25 protein-coding genes are annotated in these 24,358 nt (G+C 69.4%); 18 read left to right on the top strand and 7 right to left on the bottom strand.

All coding sequences use genetic code 11. The features are described 5' to 3' along the window. The first annotated feature begins 250 nt into the window (after window positions 1–250). From LX13_RS09595 to LX13_RS09565, 7 genes are all read left to right on the top strand, one after another. On the top strand, window positions 251–1,159 hold the full coding sequence (locus LX13_RS09595; protein ID WP_253661112.1) for a manganese catalase: 909 nt from the start codon (window positions 251–253) through the stop codon (window positions 1,157–1,159). A 182-nt stretch (window positions 1,160–1,341) separates the two neighbouring features. Next, entirely contained in the window at window positions 1,342–1,635 is a 294-nt protein-coding gene (locus LX13_RS09590; protein ID WP_253661111.1) for a YrhK family protein, read from the top strand. Window positions 1,636–1,773: 138 nt separating this feature from the next. Continuing rightward, window positions 1,774–2,445 (top strand): HAD family hydrolase, encoded by a 672-nt coding sequence (locus LX13_RS09585; protein ID WP_253661110.1) that lies wholly within the window; start codon window positions 1,774–1,776, stop codon window positions 2,443–2,445. A gap of 76 nt (window positions 2,446–2,521) precedes the next feature. Next, window positions 2,522–3,217, top strand: coding sequence for a glycosyltransferase family 2 protein (locus LX13_RS09580; RefSeq protein WP_253661109.1), 696 nt, complete (start codon window positions 2,522–2,524; stop codon window positions 3,215–3,217). Continuing rightward, the gene (locus LX13_RS09575) at window positions 3,214–4,164 is read left to right on the top strand and encodes an acyl-CoA dehydrogenase family protein (RefSeq protein WP_253661108.1); all 951 of its coding nucleotides are present in this window, start codon (window positions 3,214–3,216) and stop codon (window positions 4,162–4,164) included. Before LX13_RS09580 ends, LX13_RS09575 begins: the two co-directional genes overlap by 4 nt. After that, window positions 4,161–4,931, top strand: a complete 771-nt coding sequence (locus LX13_RS09570; RefSeq protein WP_253661107.1) for a PIG-L deacetylase family protein — start codon at window positions 4,161–4,163, stop codon at window positions 4,929–4,931. Before LX13_RS09575 ends, LX13_RS09570 begins: the two co-directional genes overlap by 4 nt. Beyond that, window positions 4,928–5,584 carry a class I SAM-dependent DNA methyltransferase gene (locus tag LX13_RS09565; protein ID WP_253661106.1) on the top strand — a complete coding sequence of 219 codons (657 nt, stop codon included), beginning with the start codon at window positions 4,928–4,930 and terminating at the stop codon, window positions 5,582–5,584. Before LX13_RS09570 ends, LX13_RS09565 begins: the two co-directional genes overlap by 4 nt. A gap of 29 nt (window positions 5,585–5,613) precedes the next feature. Here the strand turns inward: LX13_RS09565 and LX13_RS09560 are convergent, their stop codons facing one another. Next, window positions 5,614–5,832 carry a hypothetical protein gene (locus tag LX13_RS09560; RefSeq protein WP_253661105.1) on the bottom strand — a complete coding sequence of 73 codons (219 nt, stop codon included), beginning with the start codon at window positions 5,830–5,832 and terminating at the stop codon, window positions 5,614–5,616. A 246-nt stretch (window positions 5,833–6,078) separates the two neighbouring features. Between LX13_RS09560 and LX13_RS09555 the strand changes: the two genes are divergently transcribed. Both LX13_RS09555 and LX13_RS09550 read left to right on the top strand, forming a co-directional pair. Next, complete coding sequence (locus LX13_RS09555; RefSeq protein WP_253661104.1) at window positions 6,079–6,618, top strand: Dps family protein; 540 nt, start codon at window positions 6,079–6,081, stop codon at window positions 6,616–6,618. Window positions 6,619–6,680: 62 nt separating this feature from the next. After that, on the top strand, window positions 6,681–6,851 hold the full coding sequence (locus tag LX13_RS09550; RefSeq protein ID WP_253661103.1) for a CsbD family protein: 171 nt from the start codon (window positions 6,681–6,683) through the stop codon (window positions 6,849–6,851). Window positions 6,852–7,064: 213 nt separating this feature from the next. On the opposite strand, the gene LX13_RS09545 is transcribed toward LX13_RS09550, so the two are convergent. Both LX13_RS09545 and LX13_RS09540 read right to left on the bottom strand, forming a co-directional pair. Then, a complete protein-coding gene (locus LX13_RS09545) occupies window positions 7,065–7,991 on the bottom strand; it encodes a diacylglycerol kinase (RefSeq protein WP_253661102.1) in 927 nt (308 codons plus the stop codon). Continuing rightward, the gene (locus LX13_RS09540; protein WP_253661797.1) at window positions 7,988–9,577 is read right to left on the bottom strand and encodes an FAD-binding oxidoreductase; all 1,590 of its coding nucleotides are present in this window, start codon (window positions 9,575–9,577) and stop codon (window positions 7,988–7,990) included. The genes LX13_RS09545 and LX13_RS09540 overlap by 4 nt, the downstream gene beginning before the upstream one ends. A gap of 92 nt (window positions 9,578–9,669) precedes the next feature. Between LX13_RS09540 and LX13_RS09535 the strand changes: the two genes are divergently transcribed. The 5 genes from LX13_RS09535 to LX13_RS09515 all read left to right on the top strand — a co-directional run bounded on the left by LX13_RS09535 (window position 9,670) and on the right by LX13_RS09515 (window position 15,670). Next, a complete protein-coding gene (locus tag LX13_RS09535) occupies window positions 9,670–10,371 on the top strand; it encodes a TetR/AcrR family transcriptional regulator (RefSeq protein ID WP_253661101.1) in 702 nt (233 codons plus the stop codon). Beyond that, window positions 10,368–11,960 (top strand): glycerol-3-phosphate dehydrogenase/oxidase, encoded by a 1,593-nt coding sequence (locus tag LX13_RS09530; RefSeq protein WP_253661100.1) that lies wholly within the window; start codon window positions 10,368–10,370, stop codon window positions 11,958–11,960. The genes LX13_RS09535 and LX13_RS09530 overlap by 4 nt, the downstream gene beginning before the upstream one ends. Window positions 11,961–12,015: 55 nt before the next feature. Then, window positions 12,016–13,236: an acyl-CoA dehydrogenase family protein gene (locus tag LX13_RS09525; protein ID WP_253661099.1), complete on the top strand. Its 1,221-nt coding sequence runs from the start codon at window positions 12,016–12,018 to the stop codon at window positions 13,234–13,236. 40 nt (window positions 13,237–13,276) lie between these two features. Continuing rightward, entirely contained in the window at window positions 13,277–14,416 is a 1,140-nt protein-coding gene (locus tag LX13_RS09520; RefSeq protein WP_253661098.1) for a metallophosphoesterase, read from the top strand. Between the two features lie 63 nt (window positions 14,417–14,479). Continuing rightward, complete coding sequence (locus LX13_RS09515; RefSeq protein WP_253661097.1) at window positions 14,480–15,670, top strand: cation:proton antiporter; 1,191 nt, start codon at window positions 14,480–14,482, stop codon at window positions 15,668–15,670. Between the two features lie 12 nt (window positions 15,671–15,682). On the opposite strand, the gene LX13_RS09510 is transcribed toward LX13_RS09515, so the two are convergent. Beyond that, the gene (locus LX13_RS09510; RefSeq protein ID WP_253661096.1) at window positions 15,683–16,978 is read right to left on the bottom strand and encodes a DUF2254 domain-containing protein; all 1,296 of its coding nucleotides are present in this window, start codon (window positions 16,976–16,978) and stop codon (window positions 15,683–15,685) included. A gap of 244 nt (window positions 16,979–17,222) precedes the next feature. Between LX13_RS09510 and LX13_RS09505 the strand changes: the two genes are divergently transcribed. After that, window positions 17,223–18,965 (top strand): chloride channel protein, encoded by a 1,743-nt coding sequence (locus LX13_RS09505; protein WP_253661095.1) that lies wholly within the window; start codon window positions 17,223–17,225, stop codon window positions 18,963–18,965. 16 nt (window positions 18,966–18,981) lie between these two features. Here LX13_RS09505 and LX13_RS09500 read toward each other — a convergent pair whose 3' ends face one another. Further along, window positions 18,982–19,347 carry a DUF1330 domain-containing protein gene (locus LX13_RS09500; protein ID WP_253661094.1) on the bottom strand — a complete coding sequence of 122 codons (366 nt, stop codon included), beginning with the start codon at window positions 19,345–19,347 and terminating at the stop codon, window positions 18,982–18,984. A 51-nt stretch (window positions 19,348–19,398) separates the two neighbouring features. After that, window positions 19,399–20,490: an aminotransferase class V-fold PLP-dependent enzyme gene (locus tag LX13_RS09495; protein ID WP_253661093.1), complete on the bottom strand. Its 1,092-nt coding sequence runs from the start codon at window positions 20,488–20,490 to the stop codon at window positions 19,399–19,401. Window positions 20,491–20,580: 90 nt separating this feature from the next. On the opposite strand from LX13_RS09495, the gene LX13_RS09490 reads away from it, so the two are divergent. Next, a complete protein-coding gene (locus tag LX13_RS09490; RefSeq protein WP_253661092.1) occupies window positions 20,581–21,264 on the top strand; it encodes a hypothetical protein in 684 nt (227 codons plus the stop codon). Here the strand turns inward: LX13_RS09490 and LX13_RS09485 are convergent. Beyond that, window positions 21,228–22,631, bottom strand: a complete 1,404-nt coding sequence (locus LX13_RS09485; protein ID WP_372499864.1) for an MFS transporter — start codon at window positions 22,629–22,631, stop codon at window positions 21,228–21,230. The two genes, LX13_RS09490 and LX13_RS09485, sit on opposite strands and share 37 nt — an antisense overlap. 85 nt (window positions 22,632–22,716) lie before the next feature. Between LX13_RS09485 and LX13_RS09480 the strand changes: the two genes are divergently transcribed. Both LX13_RS09480 and LX13_RS09475 read left to right on the top strand, forming a co-directional pair. Continuing rightward, window positions 22,717–23,415 carry a YqgE/AlgH family protein gene (locus tag LX13_RS09480; RefSeq protein ID WP_372499863.1) on the top strand — a complete coding sequence of 233 codons (699 nt, stop codon included), beginning with the start codon at window positions 22,717–22,719 and terminating at the stop codon, window positions 23,413–23,415. Between the two features lie 4 nt (window positions 23,416–23,419). Then, on the top strand, window positions 23,420–24,346 hold the full coding sequence (locus tag LX13_RS09475) for a 2-dehydropantoate 2-reductase (protein ID WP_253661090.1): 927 nt from the start codon (window positions 23,420–23,422) through the stop codon (window positions 24,344–24,346). The last annotated feature ends 12 nt before the right edge of the window (window positions 24,347–24,358 follow it).

Genomic DNA, 24,358 nt, shown 5'->3' with positions numbered 1-24,358 from the left:
CGCGCTACTGTGATCGAGGCCGGTGAGTCCATTCCACCGCCGCGGTGCAGCATCCTCGCCGTGATCTCCCTCAATTCTTGTCGCACCACGCTCATCGCGTGGTCTCTGGTGTTCAACGCGGATGCACCCGGCGGGACATCTTCGATCCCCGCACGTGACAAGTTCGTCGTATCTCGTTGTGACACCGTGGATTCGTGCTGTCCGAGCATCGGTCCGTGTGATGTCACGACGGCCAACGAAAGCAGGCACCATGTTTCGTCACACCGATCACATGCAGTTCGACATCGCCCCCGAGAACCCGGACCCGGTCTTCGCGCGAAAGCTCCAGGAGTTGATCGGCGGCACCTTCGGAGAGATGACGGTGACCATGCAGTACTTCATGCAGGGCTGGAACTGCCGCATGAAGGGCAAGTACAAGGACCTGATCATGGACGTCGCGACCGAGGAGATCGGCCACGTCGAGATGATCGCGACGATGGTCGCCCGCCTGCTCGAGGGCGCACCGGCCACCGAGTCGACCAAGAACGCGATGGGTGATCCGGTCGTCGCGGCAGTCATGGGCGGGATGGACCCCCAGCAGGCCATCGTCTCCGGTGGCGGGGCATTGCTCGCCAACAGCAACGGTGTCCCCTGGAACGGCAGCTACATCGTCGCGAGCGGAAACCTGTTGGCGGACTTCCGCTCCAACGTCTCGCTCGAGTCCCAGGGCCGTCTACAGACTGCTCGACTGTTCCACATGACCGACGATCCGGGTGTGAAGGCCATGCTGCGGTTCAACCTCGCGCGCGACACGTATCACCAGAACCTCTGGCTGGCCGCGATCGAGGAACTCAAGGCCGACGGCATCGAGGACACCATCGTCCCCAACGACCTGTTCGACGAGGAGTTCGCCGAGCACGCGACCAGCCTGTGGCACCTCTCCGACGGCGCCGACGCGGACAAGGGCCGGTGGGCGCACGGCACCGCTCCGGACGGCATCCATCAGAACGGGTTCCTGGCCAACCCGGAACCGCTGGGCAACGTGCAGGCCGGCCCGCCGCCGGATCCCAAGCTGTACGCGACCTACGACGGTGCGATGGGTGAACCCCGCGCTGCCGCCTTCGGTACCGAGAAGGGTGTCGTCGGGAAGATCAAGGACGCGGTCGACCCCACCAGCTGACCGAATCCCCGCCGGAGCCGCGCACCACGCGGCTCCGGCGGGTCGGCCGGGGTCGATGTCGTGGGTCCTCGTGATACGAAGGCGTCGTACAAGAACGAACGAACCGACCAGGAGTTCATCGAGAGGGGACGGGCATTGCGCGCATCACGAGGCCGCGGATCACGAGACGCGGACGGTCGGCGGTGACCGGTTCGGCCGGGGGTGACTCCCCGTTGACGGTGCGTATCGGTCACGACGAGTTGGTGATCCGCCAGCGCTGGGAAGTCGTCAGCATCGTCAACGACATCCTGATCGCGATCTGGTTCATCGCAGGCAGCGTGCTGTTCTTCGGTGAATCGACCACCACAGCGGGTACGTGGTTGTTCCTCGTGGGCAGCATCGAACTGCTGATCCGCCCCATGATCCGGCTCGCCCGCCGCGTGCACCTGCAGCGACTGAACCCCTCCTCGGCGCCGTCCGAGGGCGACGAGTTCTAGCTCCCCGGGCCGTCACCGGCAGGTCCGGGCGACGTCGTCGACGAGTGACGAGGGTGTCCGACGGACTAGGGTTGGACAACGAGGGCCTGAAATCACCGGGTGACCGCGTTGCGCAGCTCACAGTCCGGAGGCCTCTCCATGGCGCCCACTCAGGCGATCCTTTTCGACATCGACGGCACGCTGGTCGATTCGGTGTACCTGCATGTCGACGCCTGGCGTCGCGCGTTCGCCGACCACGGCCTGGTCGCACCGGCCTGGGAGATCCACCGTCGTATCGGCAAGGACGGATCGCTCCTCGTCGAGGAACTCATGGACGTCGCGGGCGGCGACTCCGGGTCGTCGGACCTCGCGTCGGAGCTGTCGTCGGCGCACGACGAGCACTACGGAAGCCGTTCCGACGAACTCACCGTGCTGCCCGGGGCGCGGGATCTGGTGCGCCGTTGCAAGGACAGCGATTTCGTGGTCGTGCTGGCCACCTCCGCGCCCGAGCACGAACTCGAGATCCTGCGGTCGCTGCTCGACGTCGAGGATGCCGTGGACGCGGTGACGTCGGGAGCCGACGTGGAGACGGCCAAGCCCGATTCCACCGTCGTCGCGCTCGCACTCGAGCGCGCCGGGGTCACTGCCGAGAACGCCGTGATGATCGGCGACGCGACCTGGGATTTCGTCGCGGCCACCGACATCGGCGTCCATGGGCTCGGGGTGCGTAGCGGCGGAATCGCAGCGCAGGAGCTGCGCGCGGCGGGCGCCTCCGAGGTCTTCGCCGACGCATCCGAACTACTCGCTCGCTCAGACCTTTTCGCCCACTGATCACCTGACGACCTCGAACGTACGGGGTCGGAAAACGCATCGGCCCGACGGCCGCACCCTCCGCACAGGAGTTCCCATGAACGAACTCGACACAACAAGTCCGACGATCAACCGGTTCGTCGTGGTCATACCCGCCCACGACGAGGTCGACACCCTGCCCGGCGCGGTGGCCTCGGTGGCCGCGGCCGCCGCGGAGGTCACCGCCGACGTGGAGATCGTCGTCGTCCTCGACGCCTGTACCGACGGCACCGACGCTGCGGTCCCACCGGGTGTCGCCACGGTGGTCATCGACTCCCACAACGTCGGCTGCGCACGGTTGGCCGGATTCGCGGGACGGTCTGTGGGCGTGGACATCTGGTTCGCCACCACCGACGCCGACTCGCGGGTCCCCCGCAACTGGCTGTCGGCGCAGTCGATGGCGGCGGCCACCGGTGCCGACGCGTTCGTCGGCACCATCACCCCGGACGACTGGTCGGGATGGCCCGCCGACGCGGCCTCGTCGTTCGCCGAGACCTACACCAACCACGACGGCCACCGGCATGTCCACGGCGCGAACCTGGGGTTCCGCTCGACGGCGTACCTCGCGGCGGGTGGCTTCGCGCCGCTCGTCGAACACGAGGACGTCGACCTGGTGGCGCGGCTCGCGGCCGGCGGTGTCGCGATCGCGTGGTCGGCGCAGGCGCCGGTCTCGACGTCGACACGTCGGACCGGGCGCACACCCGGCGGATTCGCCGGCGCACTCCCGCATCTCACCGAACCGATGGCGCGATGACCGCGATCGACAACGCCCGCGACATCGCGGCGTCGACCGACACCCCGCCGCTGCCGGCTGCCGGGGCCACCCGCGAGCGGTTCGCGCTGCTCACCGAGCACACCCGCCGCGACATCTCCGTCGGCCGACTCCTCGAAGCCCACTGGGATGCCGACGCGATACTGCGCGACCTCGGTCGGGAGCCCGTGGGCGACGATCAGCTGTGGGGCGTATGGGCCGCCGAGTCCTCGACCGCAGTCCTGACCGCCACCGAGCACCCGACCGGCGCGTGGACGGTGACCGGCACCAAACCCTGGTGCTCCGGTGCCGACGGATGCACACACGCCCTCGTCACCGCCCGCACCGGCGACGGCCGTGCGATGTTCATCGTGGAGTTGGCGCAGGAGTCGATCACCGCCGCGGACGGCGACTGGCACAACTCCGGGATGGCGGCGACGGAGACCCACGCGGTCCAGTTCGCGGACACACCGGTCGAATTCGTCGCCGACGCCGATGCGTACCTGCACCGCCCCGGCTTCTGGCACGGTGCGGTGGGTGTCGCGGCGTGCTGGTTCGGCGGCGCCTCCCTGGTGGCCGACCGACTGTTCCGCCAACGCAAGTCCGACGACCTGACACTGGTACATCTCGGCGCCGTGGACACCGCGCTGTGGAACGGCGCCGCGGCACTGACCGCCGCCGCGGACGCCTTCGACGCCGCGCCCGACGACCTCGAGGGCGCCCAAGCCATCGCTCTCCGTGTCCGCGCGATCATCGAACAGGTGGCGACCGAGGTCATCGAACGGGTCGGTCGGTGCCTCGGCCCCGGACCGCTGGTCGCCGACGCGGCTCACGCCCAGGCGGTCGCCGACCTGACGGTGTATCTACGCCAGTCGCACGCCGAACACGACCTGCGCGCTCTGGGTGCCTTGTTGCATGCGCGGGACGAGGGCGGGGTCGGGGCATCGTGAGTCAGGACGGTCCACCGAGGCCCGCGTGGACATCGGCCGATCCGGGTGCCGCGCCGGCCGGGCAGTGGCGGGAATGGCTCGACTCCGTCGAGCTGCCATCGGCGCTCGACGGCGACTCGGAGCAGGTCCTGGTGGTCTCGGCGCACCCCGACGACGAGGTGCTGGGTGCGGGCGGGTTCCTCCACGACGCGGTCGCACAGGGCATCGGTGTCACCGTCCTGTGCCTGTCCGACGGCGCCGCGTCGCACCCCGGGTCGCCGACGGTGACGCCCGAGGCGCTCGCCGGCATCCGCCGCGCCGAGCTGACCACCGCGTTGAGCGCCCTCGGTGTGAACCGCACCATCCATCACGAGCTGCCCGACGGCGGGCTCGACCGCCACGGCGACGCGATCGCCGAGGCCATCGACACAGCGGTCGCCGCATACGGCGGTCACTCCCTGATCGTGTCGGTGTGGCGTGCGGACCGTCATCCCGACCACGAGGCCGTCGGTCACGCGGCGTCGGCGGTCGCGTCCCGACTCGGGATCGCGCTGCTGGAGTACCCCGTGTGGATGTGGCACTGGGCCCGCCCCGGCGACGAGGCCGTGCCGTGGGCTCGAGCCCGACGGCACCGGCTGAGTCCCGCCGCGGTCGAGGCGAAGAAGCGCGCCGTGCACGCCTTCGTCTCCCAGATCACCGACCTGTCCGACGACCCGGCCGACCGCGCCGTCCTCGAACCGCACGTGCTCGACCGACTGACCGGACCCACCGAGACGTTCTTCTCATGACCGATCGCGAACAGGAGCCGACCGTGCCCGCCGACGACCAGCGATCGAGTGTCGATCCGGAGTACTTCCGGTCGATGTACGCCGACAGCGACGACCCGTGGGGTTTCGCCGAGCGGTGGTACGAGACGCGCAAGTACGACATCACGATGTCGTTGCTGCCGGCCCCGCGGTACGAGCGAGCCCTCGAACTCGGGTCGTCGATCGGCGTCCTGAGTGCGCTGTTGGCGCAGCGCTGCGGGTCGCTGGTGTGTCTCGAACTGGACCCACGAGCCGCCGAACTGGCGCGCACCCGACTCGGTGCGGTCGCCGACCGGGTCGCGGTCCACGTCTCCGACATCGCCGACGGGATCGAACCCGACGGTGACCGGTTCGACCTGGTCGTCGCCAGTGAGGTCCTCTACTACCTCGACGACCCGCAACTGACCGCGATCACCGAGGCCCTCGACCGCCACCGGCACGCCGGTGCGACGGTCATCGCCGCGCACTGGCGACATCATGTGTCCGCCTACCCGTGGACCGGTGACGAGGTACACCAGCGACTACGGACGGTGCTCGGTCCCACTCAGGCGACGTACACCGACGACGACGTCGTGATCGACGTGTTCACCCCACCGGGGACGGACTGGGTCGGCAAGGCGGGCGGGCTCGCCTGACGCTCCCGGCGAAGACTGCGGCGTCGGGTCTACAGGCGCGACAACGCGAAGATGGTCGCGAGGCCGGCGCTCGCGAACAGCGCGAGGATCACCGCGGCGGCGGCGAGCGAGCCCAGTAGCGGTAGAGCGACGATGAACATGCAGGTCAGAAGGGCAAGAGTGACGACAACGCCACTCAGCCGGATTCCTTCGTGCGCAGGGGTGGGACCGTCGGGCGTGGCATCGGAATGGTTCAGGATTGCGTGCATGACGCTCCTCGTCTGATTCGTGCGGTCGTCGTGGTACATCTCGTGCCGACTGGCTTCGCACGCTGCTGACAGATGACGTTGTCACCTCCACGTCGCAGGGCCGCATCCGCGATGTCACGGATCAGTGACAGAACAGCCACAGAGCGGTCACGGCGCTCGTTACCGGATCGTTACCGTTGCCTCGGTCTGATTGCGATTCGGTGAGGCCGGTGGGCAAGAGCCGAAATGACTCGTACCGTCGAGGACATGGCTACTTTCACAACGCCCGGAATCTCCCCCGAGGACGCAGCTGCGGTGTCGAACACCCTGCAGGAGCGCCTGAGCGCCCTGAACGATCTGCACCTCACCCTCAAGCACATCCACTGGAACGTCGTCGGCACGAACTTCATCGGCGTGCACGAGATGATCGACCCGCAGGTCGACCTCGTCCGCGGATACGCCGACACCCTCGCCGAGCGCATCGCCACCTTCGGCGAGTCCCCTCGAGGCACCGCGAACGCGATCGAGAAGGACCGCTCGTGGGACGACTACACGCTGGGTCGCGACTCGGTCCAGGCCCACCTCGGAGCCCTCGACCTCGTCTACGTCGGCTTCATCACCTCGCACCGCGACGCCATCAAGTCGGTTGGCGAGATCGACCCGGTCACCGAGGACATCCTCATCGGTCAGACCGCTGAGCTGGAAAAGTTCCACTGGTTCGTCCGTGCGCACCTCGAGAACTACACCGGCCAGCTCTCCACCGCGGGCGCGACGTCCGAGGCGCAGGCTGCCGACCAGGCTCGCTGACCCACCCCGACCATCACCGGTCCGGCAACCGCCGGACCACCCCCCATCACAGGAGGAACACCATGGGAATCGTCGACAAGGCCAAGAACGCAGCGGAAGACGCCATCGGCAAGGCCAAGGAAGTTGTCGGGGACAAGACCGACAACAAGGACCTCGAAGCCGAGGGCAAGGGCGACCAGGGCAAGGCCGGCGTGAAGAAGGTCGGCGAGAACATCAAGGACACGTTCAAGTAATTCTGTAGTCCTCACAAGCGTGGGCGGTGCGACCGAGAGGTCCGCACCGCCCACGTTGTCGTTTACGAGGTGTTTGCTCGAATGTGGTTGTCGCGGGTGCAGGGTTGCCCCGCAACCGAATTCACAGGGCGGTCACAGAAAGTCGTTGCCGGGCAATCGGTGTGGATAGTTGTCCACAAGCCCCCTGTGGAGATTGGGGATAACTGGCCTGTGTCACATCCGTGACGTGACCTCGCGGGACGGCGGAACCAGGAAATCGATGGCGGCGGGGAGCACGTCGACCGTCACCGGTGTCGTGCCCATGAGGTCGCCGTCCGCCGATGCGGGTGCGGGATCGTCCGCCTCGATGACGATGTGGCGGCCGCGCATCGTGTGTACCTCGGGTCGGGACACATGGGTCCCCCGATAGATCGTCGGGAACAGCCGCAGCAGTCGCCGACGCGGCGCGTACTCGACCAGCGTCACGTCGAGCAGCCCGTCGTCGATGACCGCGTCCGGGCAGATGCGCATCCCCCCGCCGTAGCTCGGGGTGTTGCCCACCGACGCCATCACCAGATCCATCTCCCGGGTCTCACCGTCGACGGTGACGCGGAAGTGTCGAGGGGCCAGCGCCATGATCTCCGCGACGGCGGCCAGGGCGTAGCGCGACTGTCCGCGGGGGTGTCGCATACCGACGGCGCGCTTGGTCACCGCCGCGTCGAGGCCGATCGCCGCCACCGTGCCGAACACGAACTCCCCGGCCGTGCTGGTGATCAACCCCAGGTCAACGCGCCGCGAGTGGCCCGTGACGATGATGTCGACGGCGGCCTCGGGGTCGTCGGTGGGGATGTCCAGGGCGCGGGCGTGGTCGTTGCCGGTGCCCGCCGGGATCAGTCCGACCCGGGTGCCGGTCCCGCGCGCCGCGTCGAGAACCGGGCCGATCGTCCCGTCCCCGCCGATGACGACGACCGCATCCGCGTCGGACCGGACCGCCTCGATGGCCGCGATCCGGGCGTCGGATGCGTCGACGCCCATGCGGGTCACGACCTCGACCCCGCGCCGCCGCAGCGCGTCGACCGCGGCGGTCGCGGTGGCTCGGCCCGCCCCGTTGCGGGAGTTCGGGTTCACGAGCGCGATGACCGACCGCACGGGGCTGCTCATGGGATGAGCTTGCCGGGATTGAGGATCCCGGCCGGATCGAGGGCCTGCTTCACCGCGCGCAGGATCTCGACGCCCACCGACCCGATCTCCGCGTCGAGCCGTCCGCGGTGGTCGACTCCGACCGCGTGGTGGTGGGTGATGGTGGCCCCGCTCGCGACGATGGCGTCGTTGGCCGCGGACTTGGCCGCCGCCCACTGCTCGATCGGGTCGATCTCGGACGACATCTTGTAGACGACGGTGAAGTACAGCGACGCACCGGTGGGATAGGTGTGCGAGATGTGGCACAGGACCAGGGCCTGCGACCCGGACGCGGCCAGGGCGTCGGTGAGTGCGCTGGTCACGGCGGTGCGCAGGTCAGGGATCCGCGCCCAGCTGGTCGCCGTCTCCAACGTCTCGCAGCCGGCGCCGACCGCGAGCAGGGAGTCGCGCAGGTAGGGCGCGGAGAACCGCCCGTGTTCCCAGGCGTCGGCCGCTTCGGACCCCAGGGAGGTCCCGCCGGCCGCGGCCAGCACGTCGGCTGTCAGCTCACGGCGCGCGGCGCACGCGGCCGCGTCGCCCTCGTACCGCGTGATGGCCAGGGTGCCGCCGGGCGCCGTGCCGTCGGCGATGGCTCCCGGCTTCGCGAGGTTGACGCCGGTCTCCGCCTCGTCGGACAGACGCAGCACCGTGGGGCCCAGTCCGGGGCCGCGCTGTGCGACCGCACGCAGGGCGTGCGCCCCGGTCACGAAGTCGGGGAAGTGCCAGGCCTCGTTGATCGCGGCGGTCGGGGTGCGGTGCACCCGCAGCGCCACCGCGGTGACGATCCCGAGGGTGCCCTCCGAGCCGAGGATCAGCTGTCGCAGATCCGGACCGGCCGCGGACTTCGCGACGGTGCCGAGCGTCAGGGTGCCGCGCGGGGTGATGGTGGTGAGCCCCACGACCATGTCGTCGAAACGGCCGTAGCCCGCCGAGTCCTGGCCCGAGGACCGGGTGACGGCGAAGCCGCCGATCGTCGCGAACTGGTGGCTCTGCGGGAAGTGCCCCAGCGAGAAGCCCCGCTCGCCGAGCAATTCCTCGGCGCGTGGGCCGGTCAGACCGGCGCCCATCACCGCGACACCGGAGACCTCGTCGAGGTCGACGAGCCGGTCGAACCGGCGCAGATCGAGCGAGATGACCGCGCGCAGTCCCCCGTCGACGGGGTCGAGACCGCCGACCACGCTGGTGCCGCCGCCGAACGCGACCACCGCCACGTGGTGCTCGGAGCACCAGCGCAGCAGCGTCGCGACCTCGTCGTCGGTGCCGGGGAGCACCACGGCATCCGGGGCATCCTGCTCGCGTGCCGTCCGACGCAGCAGATCCGGGGTGCTCTTGCCGCCCGCACGCAGCAGACGGTCGGCGTGCGCGTCGGAGACGTACGCGTCCCCGACCACGGCGCGCAGGTCGTCGAGATCGGCAGCGGTGAGCCGGCCGGGCGACAACGCGACGTCGTCGGCCGCGACCGCCGGACGCGGATGACCGGTGACGCCCAACGCGCTGCGCAACAGATCGGTGATGTTCTGCGACAGCGGTGTCGCCGACTCGGCCGCACCCCACGCGTTCCACTGCATCGGCGGTCGGGGGAAACCGTTGTCGTCGGAACGTGCGGATGTGGTCGGTTGCTCCGACGACGGCGCTGTCATGCGTTACAGTTTTACACAACATGTCAACCAGTAACGATGTCCTCGACGCCGCCCGCACCTGCCTCCTGCGCAGCGACGGTCGCAAGATCACGCTCGCCGAGGTCGCGCGCGAGGCCGGGGTCAGCAGGCCGACGGTCTACCGCCGCTGGCCCGAGGTGTCGTCGGTCATCCGCGACCTGCTCACACGCGAGATGGCGCAGATCATCACCGAACACCGTGTGCACATCGACACCGCCGCCCGCGCGGCCGCCGAGGCGCTCAGTGTGAACGCGCGGTCCTCGGTCGACGTCCTCGACCGGGGTGCGCCCGCGGGTCTGCTGCCCGACACCACCCGCCGCGCGGTGCTCGACGCCCTCATCGACACCACCGTCGGGGTGGCCGTCGCCGTCGGTGAGGACGCCGTCTTCGAGAGCCTGGGCCGGATGCAGCCCGAGGTCATCGCGCCGTACATCTTCACCCGGCTCGGAACCAGCCAGCGCGGTGTCCTCACCGTGCTGACCGAGGCGATCGTGGCCGCCCAGTCGTTCGAGGCGATCCGGCCCGGACAGCCCGAACATCTCGCCGCGATGGTCCTGCTCATCGCGCAGTCGGCCATCCAGTCGCGGGCCATGATGGCGCCGATCCTCGGTGGCGCGTGGCCCGGCGAGCTGCGCATCGCCCTGACCGGCTATCTCGGCCCCACCGACACCGACCACCCACGGACGCACGGAGATCTGCCATGAGAACTCAACTGCTGTCGTACAGCCCAGACCTCAGCCCGCAGCGGGCGGTCGACGATCGCGCGGCGTTGAAGAACCCGCAGACATCGTGGGATGTACTCGTCATCGGCGGCGGCATCACCGGTGTCGGGGTCGCACTCGACGCCGCGTCCCGCGGACTGAGGGTCGCGCTGGTGGAATCGCGCGACCTCGCCTTCGGGACCAGCCGCTACAGCAGCAAGCTGGTGCACGGCGGTCTGCGGTACCTCGCCTCCGGGCATCTGGGCATCGCGTGGGAGAGCGCGGTCGAACGCCACCACCTGATGACCGCCATCGCGCCGCACCTGGTGTCGCCGATGGCTCAGGTCGTCCCCGCCTACGGTGCCCCCGCCGGCGTCGGACGGCTCGCATCGGTGCGCGCGAGCGCCGACGGGTTCCTCGGATCGGCCATCGTCGGCGCAGGCTTCGCGATCGGTGACCTGTTGCGTCGCGGCGCCCGCACGCCGGTCGGCGTCCTCGGCCGCCCCGAGCACGTGTCCTCCGCAGAGGTCATCGCCGCATGCCCGCAGGTCGCCCCGACCGGCCTACACGGTGGCTGGCGGTCCTTCGACGGCCAGCTCATCGACGACGCCCGTCTGGTGGTCGCGGTGGCGCGGACCGCGGCGTCGCACGGCGCGGCGATCTGCACGCGCATCCGGGCCGACGACGTGACCGGCAGCGGTGCGCAGCTCACCGACGTCGACTCCGGCGAGAGCTTCCGGGTGCAGGCGCGGACGGTCATCAACGCCACCGGCGTGTGGGCCGGGACCGTCGACGACTCGATCCACATCCGACCCAGCCGCGGCACCCATCTCGTGTTCGACGCCGCGACGTTCGGCAACCCGACCGCCGCATTGACCGTTCCGGTTCCCGGGCACCGCAGCCGCTTCGTGTTCGCGATGCCCCAGCAACTCGGGCGGGTCTACGTCGGTTTGTCCGACGAGGACGCCCCGGGGCCCATCCCGGACGAGTCGGTGCCGTCGGAGAACGAGATCGACTACATCCTCGACACCCTGAACACCGCGCTGGCCACCCCGGTCTCGCGTGCGGACGTCATCGGAACGTACTCGGGGTTGCGACCGCTGATCGAGGCCGACGGTGACACCGCGGACCTGTCCCGCGAGCACGCCGTCGGGATCAACGCGACCGGCCTGATCAGCGTCGTCGGCGGCAAGCTGACCACCTATCGCAAGATGGCCGCCGACGCGGTCGACGCGGCCGTGACGAAGGGCAATCTCGACGCGTATCCCTGTGTCACCGAGTCGATCCCCGTCATCGGTGCGCACGGCCCGCGCGATTCCAGGCTGCCTGCGTCGTTGCTCGCCCGATACGGCGGTGAGGCCCGGCGCGTCGTCGACATGGCGACCGTGTCGTCCCCGCTCGCCCCCATCGCCCGCGACATCGACGTCACCCGCGCCGAGATCGAGTTCGCCGTCACCTGTGAGGGCGCGACCGACGTCGACGACATCCTGCACCGACGCACCCGCATCGGTCTGGTCGAGGCCGACGCCGCCCGCTGCCGGCCCGCGATCACCCACATCCTCGACCAGCTCGGCGCCGCCCACAGCGCCTGACGAGCATCCGGCCGATCCACCGGGGGCACGCGTCCCCGCGGTTTACGCTGGTCTGATGACGACGTCGTCGGCCTCCGGTCCGAACAGCAGCACACAGACCACCCCTGGCGGACCCGAGGTCAGCCCGGAGGAACTCGACGAGATCCTCGCGACCACCGAGGAGTTCGTCCGCACCAAGGTGATCCCGCGCGAACAGGAGATCGCCGACGGCGACGAGATCCCGGCCGACCTGCGCCAGGCGTCGAAGGACCTCGGGTTGTTCGGTTTCGCGATCCCGCAGGAGTGGGGCGGTCTCGGCCTCGACCTCGCCCAGGAGGTCCGGCTCGCCGAGGTCCTCGGCTACACCAGCCTCGCGCTGCGGTCGATGTTCGGCACCAACAACGGCATCGCCGGGCAGGTGCTCGTGCAGTTCGGCACCGACGAACAGAAGAAGACGTGGCTCGAGCGCATCGCCTCGGGTGAGGTCGTCGCCTCGTTCGCGCTCACCGAGAGCGGCGCGGGCTCGAACCCGGCCGGTCTGCGCACGAAAGCCGTTGCCGACGGCGATGACTGGATCATCACCGGGGACAAGCGGTACATCACCAACGCCCCCACGGCTGACCTGTTCGTGGTGTTCGCCCGCTACCGTCCGGCCGACGAGTCCGGCCCGGGCATCGCGGTGTTCCTCGTCCCTGCCGACGCCGACGGCGTGACCGTGGGACCTAAGGACAAGAAGATGGGCCAGGAGGGGTCGCTGACCGCCGAGGTCTACTTCGACTCGGTCCGGGTGTCGGCCGCGGCGCTCGTCGGCGGCGAAGCCGACCTCGGCTACCGGGCGGCGATGACGATCCTGGCGCGCGGTCGCATCCACATCGCCGCGGTCTCGGTCGGCCAGGCCCAACGCGCGCTCGACGAGTCGGTGGACTCCGCCGCCATCAGCACCCAGGGCGGCAAGCCCATCGGCGACAACCAGCTGATCCAGGGAATGATCGCCGACATGGCGACGCAGGTGATGGCCGGTCGCGCCCTGGTCCGCGAGGCCGCCCGCGCCTGGGTCGACGAGACCGACCGCCGGATCTCACCGTCGGTGGCGAAGCTGTTCTGCACCGAGATGCTCGGCAAGGTCGCCGACTCGGCGGTCCAGGTCCACGGCGGCGCCGGCTACATGCGCGGCGTCGCGGTCGAGCGGATCTACCGGGACGCGCGGTTGCTCCGCCTCTACGAGGGCACCAGCGAGATCCAGCGGCTGATCATCGGCGGCGGGCTGGTCAAGCAGGCGAAGAAGCGCCTGAGCTGATTTCGGCCCGCGCTCGTCGCGCAACTACCCTGAACCGGACATGACGAGACTCCTGGCGTTCGGTACGTTCCTGGCCCTGGTCGGCCTGGTGTTGCATCTGCGGTACGTCCGGGGGACGCGGATGCCGCGTCCGTACTCCCGAGTCATCGACGTGATCCTGGTGGTCTTCTGGGTGCTGGCGCTGATCGGCATCGGCTCGGGGGAACTGTTCGACCCGGCGTGGGCGCGCGTACCCGCGTTCATCGGATTGTCCTGGCTCGCAGTGGTTCTCTATCTCGTCCTCGGTACCGCGCTGGTCGGTCTGGTGACCCTGGGTATCCGGGTGGTGATGGCGGTCCGGCACCGCGACTCCGGCGACGTCCGGCTGCGGGTCCACCGGTTCGGCTCGGCGTTCGTCGCGATCGTCTCGGTGGTCGCGGTCGGTTACGGACTGTTCGAGGCCGCGTCCCCTCGTGTCACGCGGACGACGGTGTCGTTGGACCGGCTGCCCGAGCAGTTCGACGGGACCCGGGTGGCGTTGGTCTCCGACCTGCACGTCGGTCCCGCCCGTGGACGCGGGTTCGTGCAGAAGGTGGTCGACGACGTCAACGCGCAGTCCCCCGATCTCGTCATCCTCGATGGTGACCTGACCGACGGGACCGTGGAACTCGTCGGCTCCGCCCTCGAGCCGCTGCGCGAGTTGTTCGCACCCCTGGGGGTTTTCGCGGTGAGCGGCAACCACGAGTTCTACGCAGGCGACGGCGGGAAGTGGCTCGACCGGTGGGATTCCCTCGGCGTCCGGGTGTTGCGCAACGAACGCGCCGCGGTCACCCGGTCCGGCGCCACCATCGACGTCGCGGGCATCAACGACGCCACCGCCCCGAAGCCCTACGAGCCCGACCTCGACGCCGCTCTCGCCGGCCGCGACCCGAACCGCTTCGTGCTGCTGCTCGCCCATCAACCGTTGCAGGCCTTCGACGCATCGGACGCCGGTGTCGATCTGCAGGTGTCCGGGCACACCCACGCCGGTCAGATCTGGCCGCTGCGGTACCTGGTCCCGCTTCAGCAACCGACCGTCGAGGGTCTCGACCGGGTCGGGTCGACCACGATCTACACGACCCGCGGTGCCGGTGCGTGGGGGCCGCCGGTCCGGGTCGGCGCACCACCCGAGATCGCGATGTTGGAACTGTCCTCGCGCTGACCGCGATCGGACGTCCAGCCGTCCGAGGACATCGACCGGGGTCGTACAGGGGATGCTGATCCGATGGCCTTCGTGACGACGTTCGGGTTCGCCCTGCTGGCGGCGGTGCTGCTGTCCAATCTCTCGGCGCGAAGTCCGCTGTCGACCTCCGGCATCTTCTTGTTCGCCGGGCTGCTCGCGGGGCCGCTGGTCCTCGATGCCGAACGACTGGGCAACGACACGGTTCGCGAGGTGGCGTCGGTGACGCTGTTCGCCGTTCTGTTCGCGGACGGACAACGGGCCCCGCTCTCCCGATTGCGGCACGAGTGGGCCGATCCGACACGCGCGCTGCTCATCGGGATGCCACTGACCTTCGGCGTCGTCGCCGTTCTGGCGCACCTCGTCGTCGGTCTGGACTGGACGACGTCGATGTTGATCGGCGCGATCCTGGCACCGACCGACCCGGTGTTCGCCGCGGCACTCGTCGGCCGTGACGACGTACCCGCTCGCCTCCGCAGCCTTCTCAACATCGAGAGCGGACTCAATGACGGTCTGGCCCTCCCGGTCGTGCTGATCCTCATCGGCACGTTGGGTGGGCGGGTCGACGAGAGCACCTCGCTGGGGGCGGTGTTGATCGAGGTCGTCCTGGGCCTCGTTCTCGGTGTCGCGGCGCCGATCGTCGGTGCGCTGCTGGTGCGCCTGCCGGTGCTCGGCGTCACCACGCGTGCCCAGGCTGCCGGTCCTCTCGCCGTGGCGATCCTCCTGTTCGTTCTCACCGACACGGTGGGGGCCAACCCCTACATCGCCGCCTTCACCGCCGGGATCACCCTGGCGAGCGTGAGCCCACGTGCCTCGGAGTCATTCGCCCCGGTGGGTGAACTCACCAGCGAGTTGGCCAAGAACGCCGCCCTGCTCGCATTCGGCGCGCTGGTGACGCCCGCCCTGCTCGGTGACGTCGGGATCAGCGGGTGGATCTTCGCCGTTCTCGTCCTCGTGATCGGACGACCGATACCGGTGTTGATCTCCTTGGTCGGCAGCCACCGGCTCGCCCGTAACGAGCGGTTGTCGGCGGCGTGGTTCGGTCCGAAGGGCTTCGCGAGTGTGGTCTACGGCCTGCTGGTGTTGACGTCCGGCATCGACTCCGCCGAGAAGGTCTTCGCCCTCGTCGCGGGCACGGTGATCGTGTCGATTGCGTTGCACAGCGCAACGGACACACCGGTTGCGGCAATGCTGCACGAGGAACCGACGGAGGAACCGATCACCGGCGCCCGCTGAGGTTCGTCGTCATCATGCATCGGTGATCGCCCCACGGGCAGCTGCGATCTCACCGCAGCAGAAGTCGACGGTGACCGGATCACCGGCGGAAGCGCGCTCGGCGGCCTCGATGAGTGCGAGGTGACGCAGCACAGCTTCGCGGACATCTGGCTCGACGGCGGCGACGCCGATGCGTCGGGCCAGCAGGATGGCGGCGGTCATCGCCACCGGTGCCGCGAGCGCATAGATGCGGACGGCATCGAAGATGTCGTCGATCAGTTCCGTCACCGGCACACGGGTGACGATGAGCCGCACGGTGTCGTCACCGTCGGTGCGTCCGAGCCAGGGTGTCGGACGCCGGACCATCGGCACCATCCCGGTGGCCAGCTCACTGAACGCGTTGTGCGCGGTGTACGGGTCGTTCGTGCTTGGCGACAACGCACGAACCGCCATCTCCACGAGCTGCTGGACGGCGAACTGGACGTCGTGCATCGGGGTGCGCGTGTTGCCGAGATCGATTGCCCTGCAGACGGCGGCACGTATCTCGTCGTCCTCCGCCCCCGGCGTCACCCGCACCAGGGGCTCCCCGGCGACGACGTGGTCACCCGGTCGGACCAGGACCTCGATGAGACACGAATGCCGTTCGGCCACGGCCAGGAGCGCGTGCTCGTCGATGTCGATGACGAACCCGGACGTCTCGGCGAGAACGCGCTCGTGCTCGGCGGCGGGGAACGTCGCGGGGCGCGAGTTGTCCGGCCGCTGCTGCGGATAAAGACTGTCGACGACGTCGACCAGTTCGGATCGGACACGAGCCGAGAGGGTGGAGACCTGGATGGACCCGGCGATGTGATTGATGAAGTACACGAGCACCGCGACATCGACCACGGCGAGTATGACCGCCACGTTCACCGCGATGTCGGGAACGAACTGCCCGCCGGTGATGGACTGGTCCTGGATGGATCGCAGCACCATCAGCGAATACAGAAAGGTCGCCCCGAAGATCCCGAGGACGAACTGGTTGCCACGGTCGTTCATGAAGTTCCGTACGAGGCGCGGGCCGTAGGTCGAACTCGCGGTCGCCAGAACCGAGACGGTGATGGAGAACGACGTGGACGCCACCGCGAGCATCGAGCCACCGATGGCACCGAGGATGTCGCGGCTTCCGCTGGCACCCACCCGGTACAGCAGCGAACCCCAGATCCCCAGATCGGCGTCGCCGATCGCACGGTCGGCCGTGATCAGTATCTGCGCCAGTATCAACGCGCCGATCCCGAGGGACATCGGCAGGAACCAGAACGCGTCGGTGAGTCTCGACAGTTTGTTGCGCACGGTCCCGCCCCCACTCTCGCGCCCCGCAGCGCCCGATCGGCCCGCGCGCTCCGGAGCAACGGTAGTGGCGACGGCGACACGACCGTCGATCCACCCTCGCCGGGCTGCGGATGTCGGTGCTGACGTCGACGGCTGATGGACCCGTCACGACTGTTGCATCGGCGCACCGATACGTTCGGATGATGAGTCACGGCCATCGCACAATCGGCAAACCCGTTGCTCTGTCCGATTTGTCGACAATCGCATGACGGCGCTCCCGATGTCGCCGACCCGCTGGATTCGAACGAGTCGGACCGCACTCGTTCCGCTGGCGGTCGCCATCGGACTGGGAACCGGCCTGGGAGCCGTCGCTTTCCGGTGGCTGATCACCTCGATCACCTGGCTGTTCACCGGGACCGATGACTTCTCCGACGCCGGTCGGGTGGGCAGTTCGCATTTTCCCGGTCTCGGGATCTGGTTTCTCCTCGTCGCGCCCATGATCGCCGGCGCGATCTATGGACCGCTGGTCTACCGCTTCGCGCCCGAGGCGAAGGGGCACGGCGTCCCCGAGGTGATGTACGCGGTCGCGCAGCGCGGCGGTCGGATCGCTCCCCGGGTGGCGTTGGTCAAGGCGTTGGCCTCGGCGCTGTGCATCGGTGGTGGCGGGTCGGTGGGCCGAGAGGGGCCGATCGTCCAGATCGGATCGGCGCTCGGCTCCACCCTCGGCCAGTGGACCCGTGTCGACGCCGGTCGTCTCAAGGTGTTGGTGGCCTGCGGCGCTGCGGGTGGCATCTCGGCGACGTTCAACGCCCCGCTGGCCGGGCCGTTCTTCGCCCTTGAGCTCATCCTGCGCGACTTCGCCGCCGAGTCGTTCGGCGCGGTGGTGCTCTCCAGCGTCACCGCGAGCCTGCTCGCCCGCGCGATCATCGGCGACGACCCGTTCCTGTCGTTGCCGGTGTTCACCGTGCACAACCCGGCTGAGTACGCGTTGTACCTCGTCCTGGGCGTGGTCGTCGGCACCGTCGGGGTGCTGTTCTCCAAGGTGCTCTACCTCGTCGAGGACATCTGCGACTGGGCGTGGCGGTGGCCCGACTGGGCGCGGCCGGCCGTCGGTGGGCTGTTGCTCGGCGCGGTGCTGCTGGCGGTACCGCAGATGTACGGAGTCGGCTACCCGATCCTGCAGAACGCGGTCGAGGGCAAGTACGTCATCGGGTTCCTGCTGTTGCTCCTCGTTGCCAAGATGATCGCCACGAGCCTCACCATCGGTATCGGCGGATCCGGCGGCGTGTTCGCTCCGACGTTGTTCATCGGGGCCATGGCGGGCAGCGCTTTCGGCGCCATCGGACACGACCTCGCCCCGGGCATCGTGGTCAGCGCGGGTGCGTACGGGTTGATCGCGATGGGGGCCGCTCTGGGCGGGGCGACGCGCGCACCCATCACCGCGGTGATCATCCTGTTCGAACTCACCGGGGAGTACAGCATCATCCTGCCGCTCATGCTCGCGGTGGCGATGGCGGCCGGGACCAGCCAACTCATCTCGAAGGACACCATCTATACGCGAAAGCTGTTGCGCCGCGGCATCGACATCGACAAACCGGTGGAGCCGGACCCCTTTGGCGGCCAGACCGTCGGCCGCGCGGTCGGACCGGCCCCGGAACCGATGGCGGGTGACACCGAGCTGTCCGCCGCGACCGGTCTGCTCGCCGAGTCGCAGTGGCCCATGTTGCCGGTGGTCGACCCGACGAGCGGTCGCTACCGCGGCTGCGTGAGCGCACGAGGAGTCGCGGAGGCCCTCCAGGTTCCCGCCGCGCACTCGATATCGGTGGACCAGATCGCCGAGTTACCAGCTGCTCTAACGGTGCTCAGTACCGTCGACGAAGCGCTCGAGGCCATGGCCGACCACGCGGGCACCGGTGTGCCGGTGCTCGACGACGACCACGAGCGGGTCGTCGGGTGGATCACCCACCGCGACCTGTTGACGACCCTGCGTCAGGGCGAGAGCGCCTGAGCGGTCTCGGACCCCGTCACGTCCAGGGAACGGTGGCCTGCAGGACTGCCTCGGTGAGCGCGCCGGTCCGCAGCCCGGTCACCGTCTGATACTCCGGGTCGGCCACCATCTCGCTGAACGCACTGCGAGACGGGTACCGCACCAACAGGACTGCGTCCCAGTCCTGCCCCTCCTCGGCGACCAGCGGCGTCGAGCCGTCACCCGCGTACAGCACTTCGCCGCCGTACCGGGGGAGGAAGGTCTCGTTCAACGCCGCCGCGTACTGGGCGTAGGCCTCGCGTCCGCCCTCGGCGAAGCGGAGCAGGTTGAGCATCACCACCGGTCCGCCCGGGTCGTCTGCGAGGTAACGCTTGAGATCTCGTCCGCGTGGGTCGATCGCCATGCCGCCAGTATGGACGACGGGGTCGGTCGATCGGGGCTACCCGGCGAAACCTCAGTAACCCATCCCGCGCAGTTCGGTGGCGAGCTGGTCGAGGTGTCCGCGTCGGAGGTCGAGGTGTGGGCTGATCCGCAACACCGACTGCTCGGTGTACAGCGGGGCGCGCCACGATTCGGCGCAGGTGACCAGGATGCCGATGGAGCGCAACCGATCTCGTGCGGCGACGACGTCCGACGGGCCCCACCCCGGCGGCGGGGCGAGGGTCGCGATCGCCGACTGCTCGCCGACCGGTTCCATGAGTTCCCAGCTGCCGACGCCGAACAGACGCTCGCGGGTGTACTTGCCGATGGCCGCGAGCTCCCGGTGGATCTTCTCGACGCCGAAGCTCTGCAGCTCCTGCACCGCGACACCCAGGCCGATGCGCCCGGCGATGAACGCCTCGGAGCTCTCGATCTCCACCGGCCGCAGCGAGTCCGACCGCGTGGCGAGGAAGCCGACACCACGCGGGCCCGCGACCCACTTGCGGCTCGTCCCGTAGACCACGTCGGCGCCGGTCACACAGTTGACCTGTCCGAGCGCCTGCGCGGCGTCGACGACGACCGGGACGCCCGCGTCGTGCGCGAGCTCGACGATCTTGGCGACGGGCTGGACGATCCCGCTGTGCGAACCGATGTGGCAGACGTGGATGAAGTCGGGCTGCTCGAACTGCAGCATGTTCTGCAGCGCGTCGGTGTCCACGCGGCCGTAACCGTCGGTCGACGGCATGGTGTGCACCGCGTAACCGCGTCGTTCGAACTGGTCGAGGTTCGGGCCGTACTCGTTGGGCGCGACCCACACCGTCGCCGAGACCGGCATGTTCCAGTAGGTGAGCAGGGCGCGCAGGGCGGCCAATGCGCTCTCGCGGAAGGCGAGTTCGTCGGCGGTGTGTCCGACGAGGGCGGCGATGTCGCGCCGCGTGCGGGCGAGGAGCTCGGAGCTCTGTTCCTGGGCGACGTAGCCGCCGCGCTCGGATTCCCGCCACAGGTGCGCGGTCACCGCCTCGATGACCTTGTTCGACGACCGCGACGCCGCGGCGGAATCGAGGTGGACGATGCTCGGCTCGACTCGGGCGCGGTGCCAGAGTTCGCCCAGTTCGCTGATGTACATGGGGACCTTTCGCTGACGAACGCGGTTGCCACGCTACGCACCGTGTGAACGGGACGGAACTCCACACCGCTGGAGTGCGTCCAAGCCATCATGGACTTCCACATCCTCGTACTGGGCCCCGCCGAGCAGGACGGTCCCGGGGATCCCGCCATCGCCGAACATCCTGAGCCAGGGTCGGGCGGACGATCGTCGATCACCTACGGCTTCGGCTCCGGAGTCGGCGAGATGTCCTCCTGGACCTCGGTCGCCGACCTCGACCTGTCCGGCGACGGAGTCCCCGATTCCGTCCGGCTGGATTTCGACGGTGACGGGTCCGCCGACGACGCGATGTGGGACTCCGACGGCGACGGCCGCGCCGACCTGGCGGTCCTCGACACCGACGACGACGGCCACCCCGACGCCTACTACTCCGACACCGGGCGCGGCCTGTGGGATCACCGGGTGACCGACCCGGCCGCCGCGGTACCGCACGCGGACCCCGCGCCGGTGCCGGGCGCGCAATCCGGGCGCGCCTCCGGCTCGAACGCCGACACCGAAGCCGACACCACCGCCGGTCGGCCCGATCACCGCGACATCGACGTCGACGGAAACGGCCGGTCGGAGGTCGGTCTGGTGTTCACCGGGGCGGATCCGTCGCCGGCGCGGGTCCTCATCGACCTCGACGGGGACGGGGAGTTCGACGCAGCACTCGTCGACGACGACGCCGACGGACACGCCGACCTGTGGACGACGCGGGGTCAGGTCAGGTTCGAGGAGGGTTCGGCGCGGGACTGATCCGCGGCGACGTCGCCGAAACAGTCCTTGATGCAATGACGTTCGGCGGCGAACGTCCGGCGCTGCGAGTAGATGCCCAGCACCAGGCCCAGCGCCACGAGATAGATGACCGCACCGGCGATGGGGAGCCCGGGGCTGTGGCCGTTCTCGGCGATGGCGAGCGCGGCGACGGTCACCGCGCCGACGTAGGCGATGTTGAAGATGGCGTCCTGGAAGGAGAAGACCTGTCCGCGGACGGCGTCGTCGGTGTCCATCTGCATGGCGGCGTCTCCGCAGAGCTTGCACATCTGCCCGATGCATCCCAGCACCACCGCGGCTGCGCAGATCACGATGCCGTTGAACGTCAACAGGGTGGTCTCCGCGACGATCCCGATGCCCAGCGCGATCAGCAGCGTGTTGCGCCGGCCGGTCCGCGCCACCGACCACGGCGTCAGCAGCGCCGCGAGGAACATGCCCACGGCCGTCATCGACGCGACCAGTCCGATCCCGGCGAGCCCGCCGCCGAGGGCGGAGTGCCGCGTGAGGACCAGCAACATGAGGGTGTTGAGGCCGAACACGACCCGGTGCGCGCCGATCGCGGTCAGTGACCCCGACACCCCACGGGCCCGGGCGACGGCGCGCCCGCCGTGCAGCAGGCCCACCGCCACCGCGCGCATCGCCGGACCGCGCGGGTGTTCCGCGGTGACGTCGGCGCCCTCGGTGTCGGGGTGGTCCGGGCCGAGCGCCAGGTGGGCGAATCCGACGGCGATGCCCGCTCCGATCAGCGCGATCACAACTGCGCCCATCGTCGTCAGCGCACTGCCGATGTTGTCGGCGCCGAAGATCTGGCGCAGGCCCAGCGCGATGCCGGCGCCCACCGCCAGCGCTCCCGCGCCGATCGTGGTGAAGAACGCGTTCATCCCGACGAGGATCTCGCGCGGTGCGACGTGCGGCAGTCCCGCCGACAATCCGGATGCGACGAATCTGCTGGCGCCGGTCACGAGCAGGGCGGTGACCAACACGACGGTGTCGGGGGCGCCGATCGCGATCGACAGAGCCACGATGGTCACGAGGACCGCCCGCGCCACGTTCGCCCAGATCAGCACGGTGCGGCGGTCCCAGTGGTCGAGCAGCGCACCGGCGAACGGGCCGATCACCGAGTAGGGCAGGAGCAGCACCGCGAGCCCACCGGCGACGGCGAGCGGGTCGGCGTGGCGCTCGGGGTTGAACAGGATGGCACCGCCCAGCGCGGCCTGGAACAGGCCGTCGGTGACCTGACTGGACAGGCGGATCGCGAGCAGACGCGACAGCCCGGGGCGGTCACGGAACGCTCGCAGGAATCGCACTTGTCCGAGAGTACAAACCCGCGGGGCGTCGTGCCTGGGCATGGGCTGTGAGATTCCTGCGCGCGGGTGCGGTGCACCCACTGCCGGACGGCCTGTCACGGCGCACCGGGCGTGCCATGATGAACGGGTGGCCAGGCCAGACGACCCCGAGGACTTCTCCTCGGACGATTTCTCTGCCGGGGACGTCTCCGGCGGGGGCTCCCCGTCCGACGGACCGCGTGGTCGCGGAACGGGTTTCAACCCGACGTGGGACACCGTGGAGGCCGGCCGGATCCGTGCGGGCAGTGTGCTCATCGCCGCCACGACGCTGACCGAACCCACGTTCCGTCGCACCGTCATCTACATCGTCGAGCACAACGACGCGGGCAGCCTGGGTGTCGTCATCAACCGGATGAGCCAGACCGCGGTGCACAACCTCCTCCCCCAGTGGACCGATCTGACGGCCGCCCCGCGGGCGGTGTTCATCGGCGGTCCGGTCAAGCAGGACTCGGCGCTGTGCCTCGGTGTGGTCAAGCCCGGGGTCGACGTCGAGGCCGTCACCGGACTCCGGCCGGTCGACGGCCGGGTGGTCCTGGTCGATCTCGACGCCGACCCGGAGGACCTCGAGCGGACCCTGGACGGCATCCGGATCTTCGCCGGTTACTCCGGCTGGGGCATCGGACAACTCGACGACGAACTCCGTCGCGACTCGTGGCTCATCGCCTCAGCGTTGCCGCGCGACCTGCTGGCCGCCGCTACCGACGACGTCTTCGCCGACGTCCTGCGTCGCCAGCCGTGGCCGCTGCCGTTGTTGGCGACCCATCCCATCGACGTCGATCGCAACTGAGTCGATGCGTGTCCTGATCGTCGGTGCCGGCGCGGTGGGCGGGTTCTTCGGCGCGAGCCTGATCGAGGCGAACCGCGACGTGACGTTCCTCGTCCGACCGGCGCGGGCCGAGCAGCTCGCCCGGGACGGGTTAGTCGTCCGCGACGCCGGGCGGGAGTCGGCGACACCGGTCGCGACGATCACGGCGGGGCAGATCACGGCAGGGCAGGTCTCCGGGGCGTTCGACCTCGTCATCCTCTCGGTGAAGGAGCAGGCGCTCGACGCCGCGATCACCGACGTCGCCCCGGCCGTCGGGCCGCAGACGTGTGTACTGCCGCTGCTCAACGGCATGCGGCACCTCGACCGCCTCACCGATGCCTTCGGGTCGGCGGTGCTCGGTGGCGTGGCGGTGGTGGCGAGTCAGCTCGGGGCCGACGGCGCCGTGGACCTGCTCGGCCCGGATCGGTTCATGCGCTATGGCGAGCTGTCGGGCGAGATGACCGATCGGATCGCCGAGGTCGACCGGACCCTGGCCGGCGCGGGTTTCGACACCGTCTGTTCGGACCGCATCGTCACCGACATGTGGGACAAGTGGATCTTCCTCGCCTCGGCAGCTGCCCTCACGACGATGGTGCGCGCGAACGTCGGCGAGGTGACCGCCACCGAGTTCGGTCCCACGGTTGCGGGAGCACTGATCGACGAATGTGTCTCGGTGGCAATCGCATCGGGGATCACGGTCGCGTCGGCGGTGGTCGCGAATGCACGATCCCGGCTGATCGCCGAGGGCTCGCCGTTCACCGCCTCGCTGTACCGCGACATGAGCGCTGGCCGTGATGTCGAGTCCGACAGCGTCGTCACCGACCTGGTTCGCCGTGCCGACCGGCTGGCGGTGTCGGTGCCGTTGCTGACCGCGGCGTCGGTCACCCTGTCGCTCTACCGGCGTCGGCGGTGAGCCGACCGCGGA

The sequence above is a fragment of the Williamsia maris genome (genome assembly GCF_024171815.1).
In the GTDB taxonomy this organism is placed as follows: Bacteria; Actinomycetota; Actinomycetes; order Mycobacteriales; family Mycobacteriaceae; genus Williamsia_A; species Williamsia_A maris.
The sequence above is the reverse complement of the archived record's forward strand: the minus strand, read 5'-3'. Positions and strand labels throughout refer to the sequence as shown.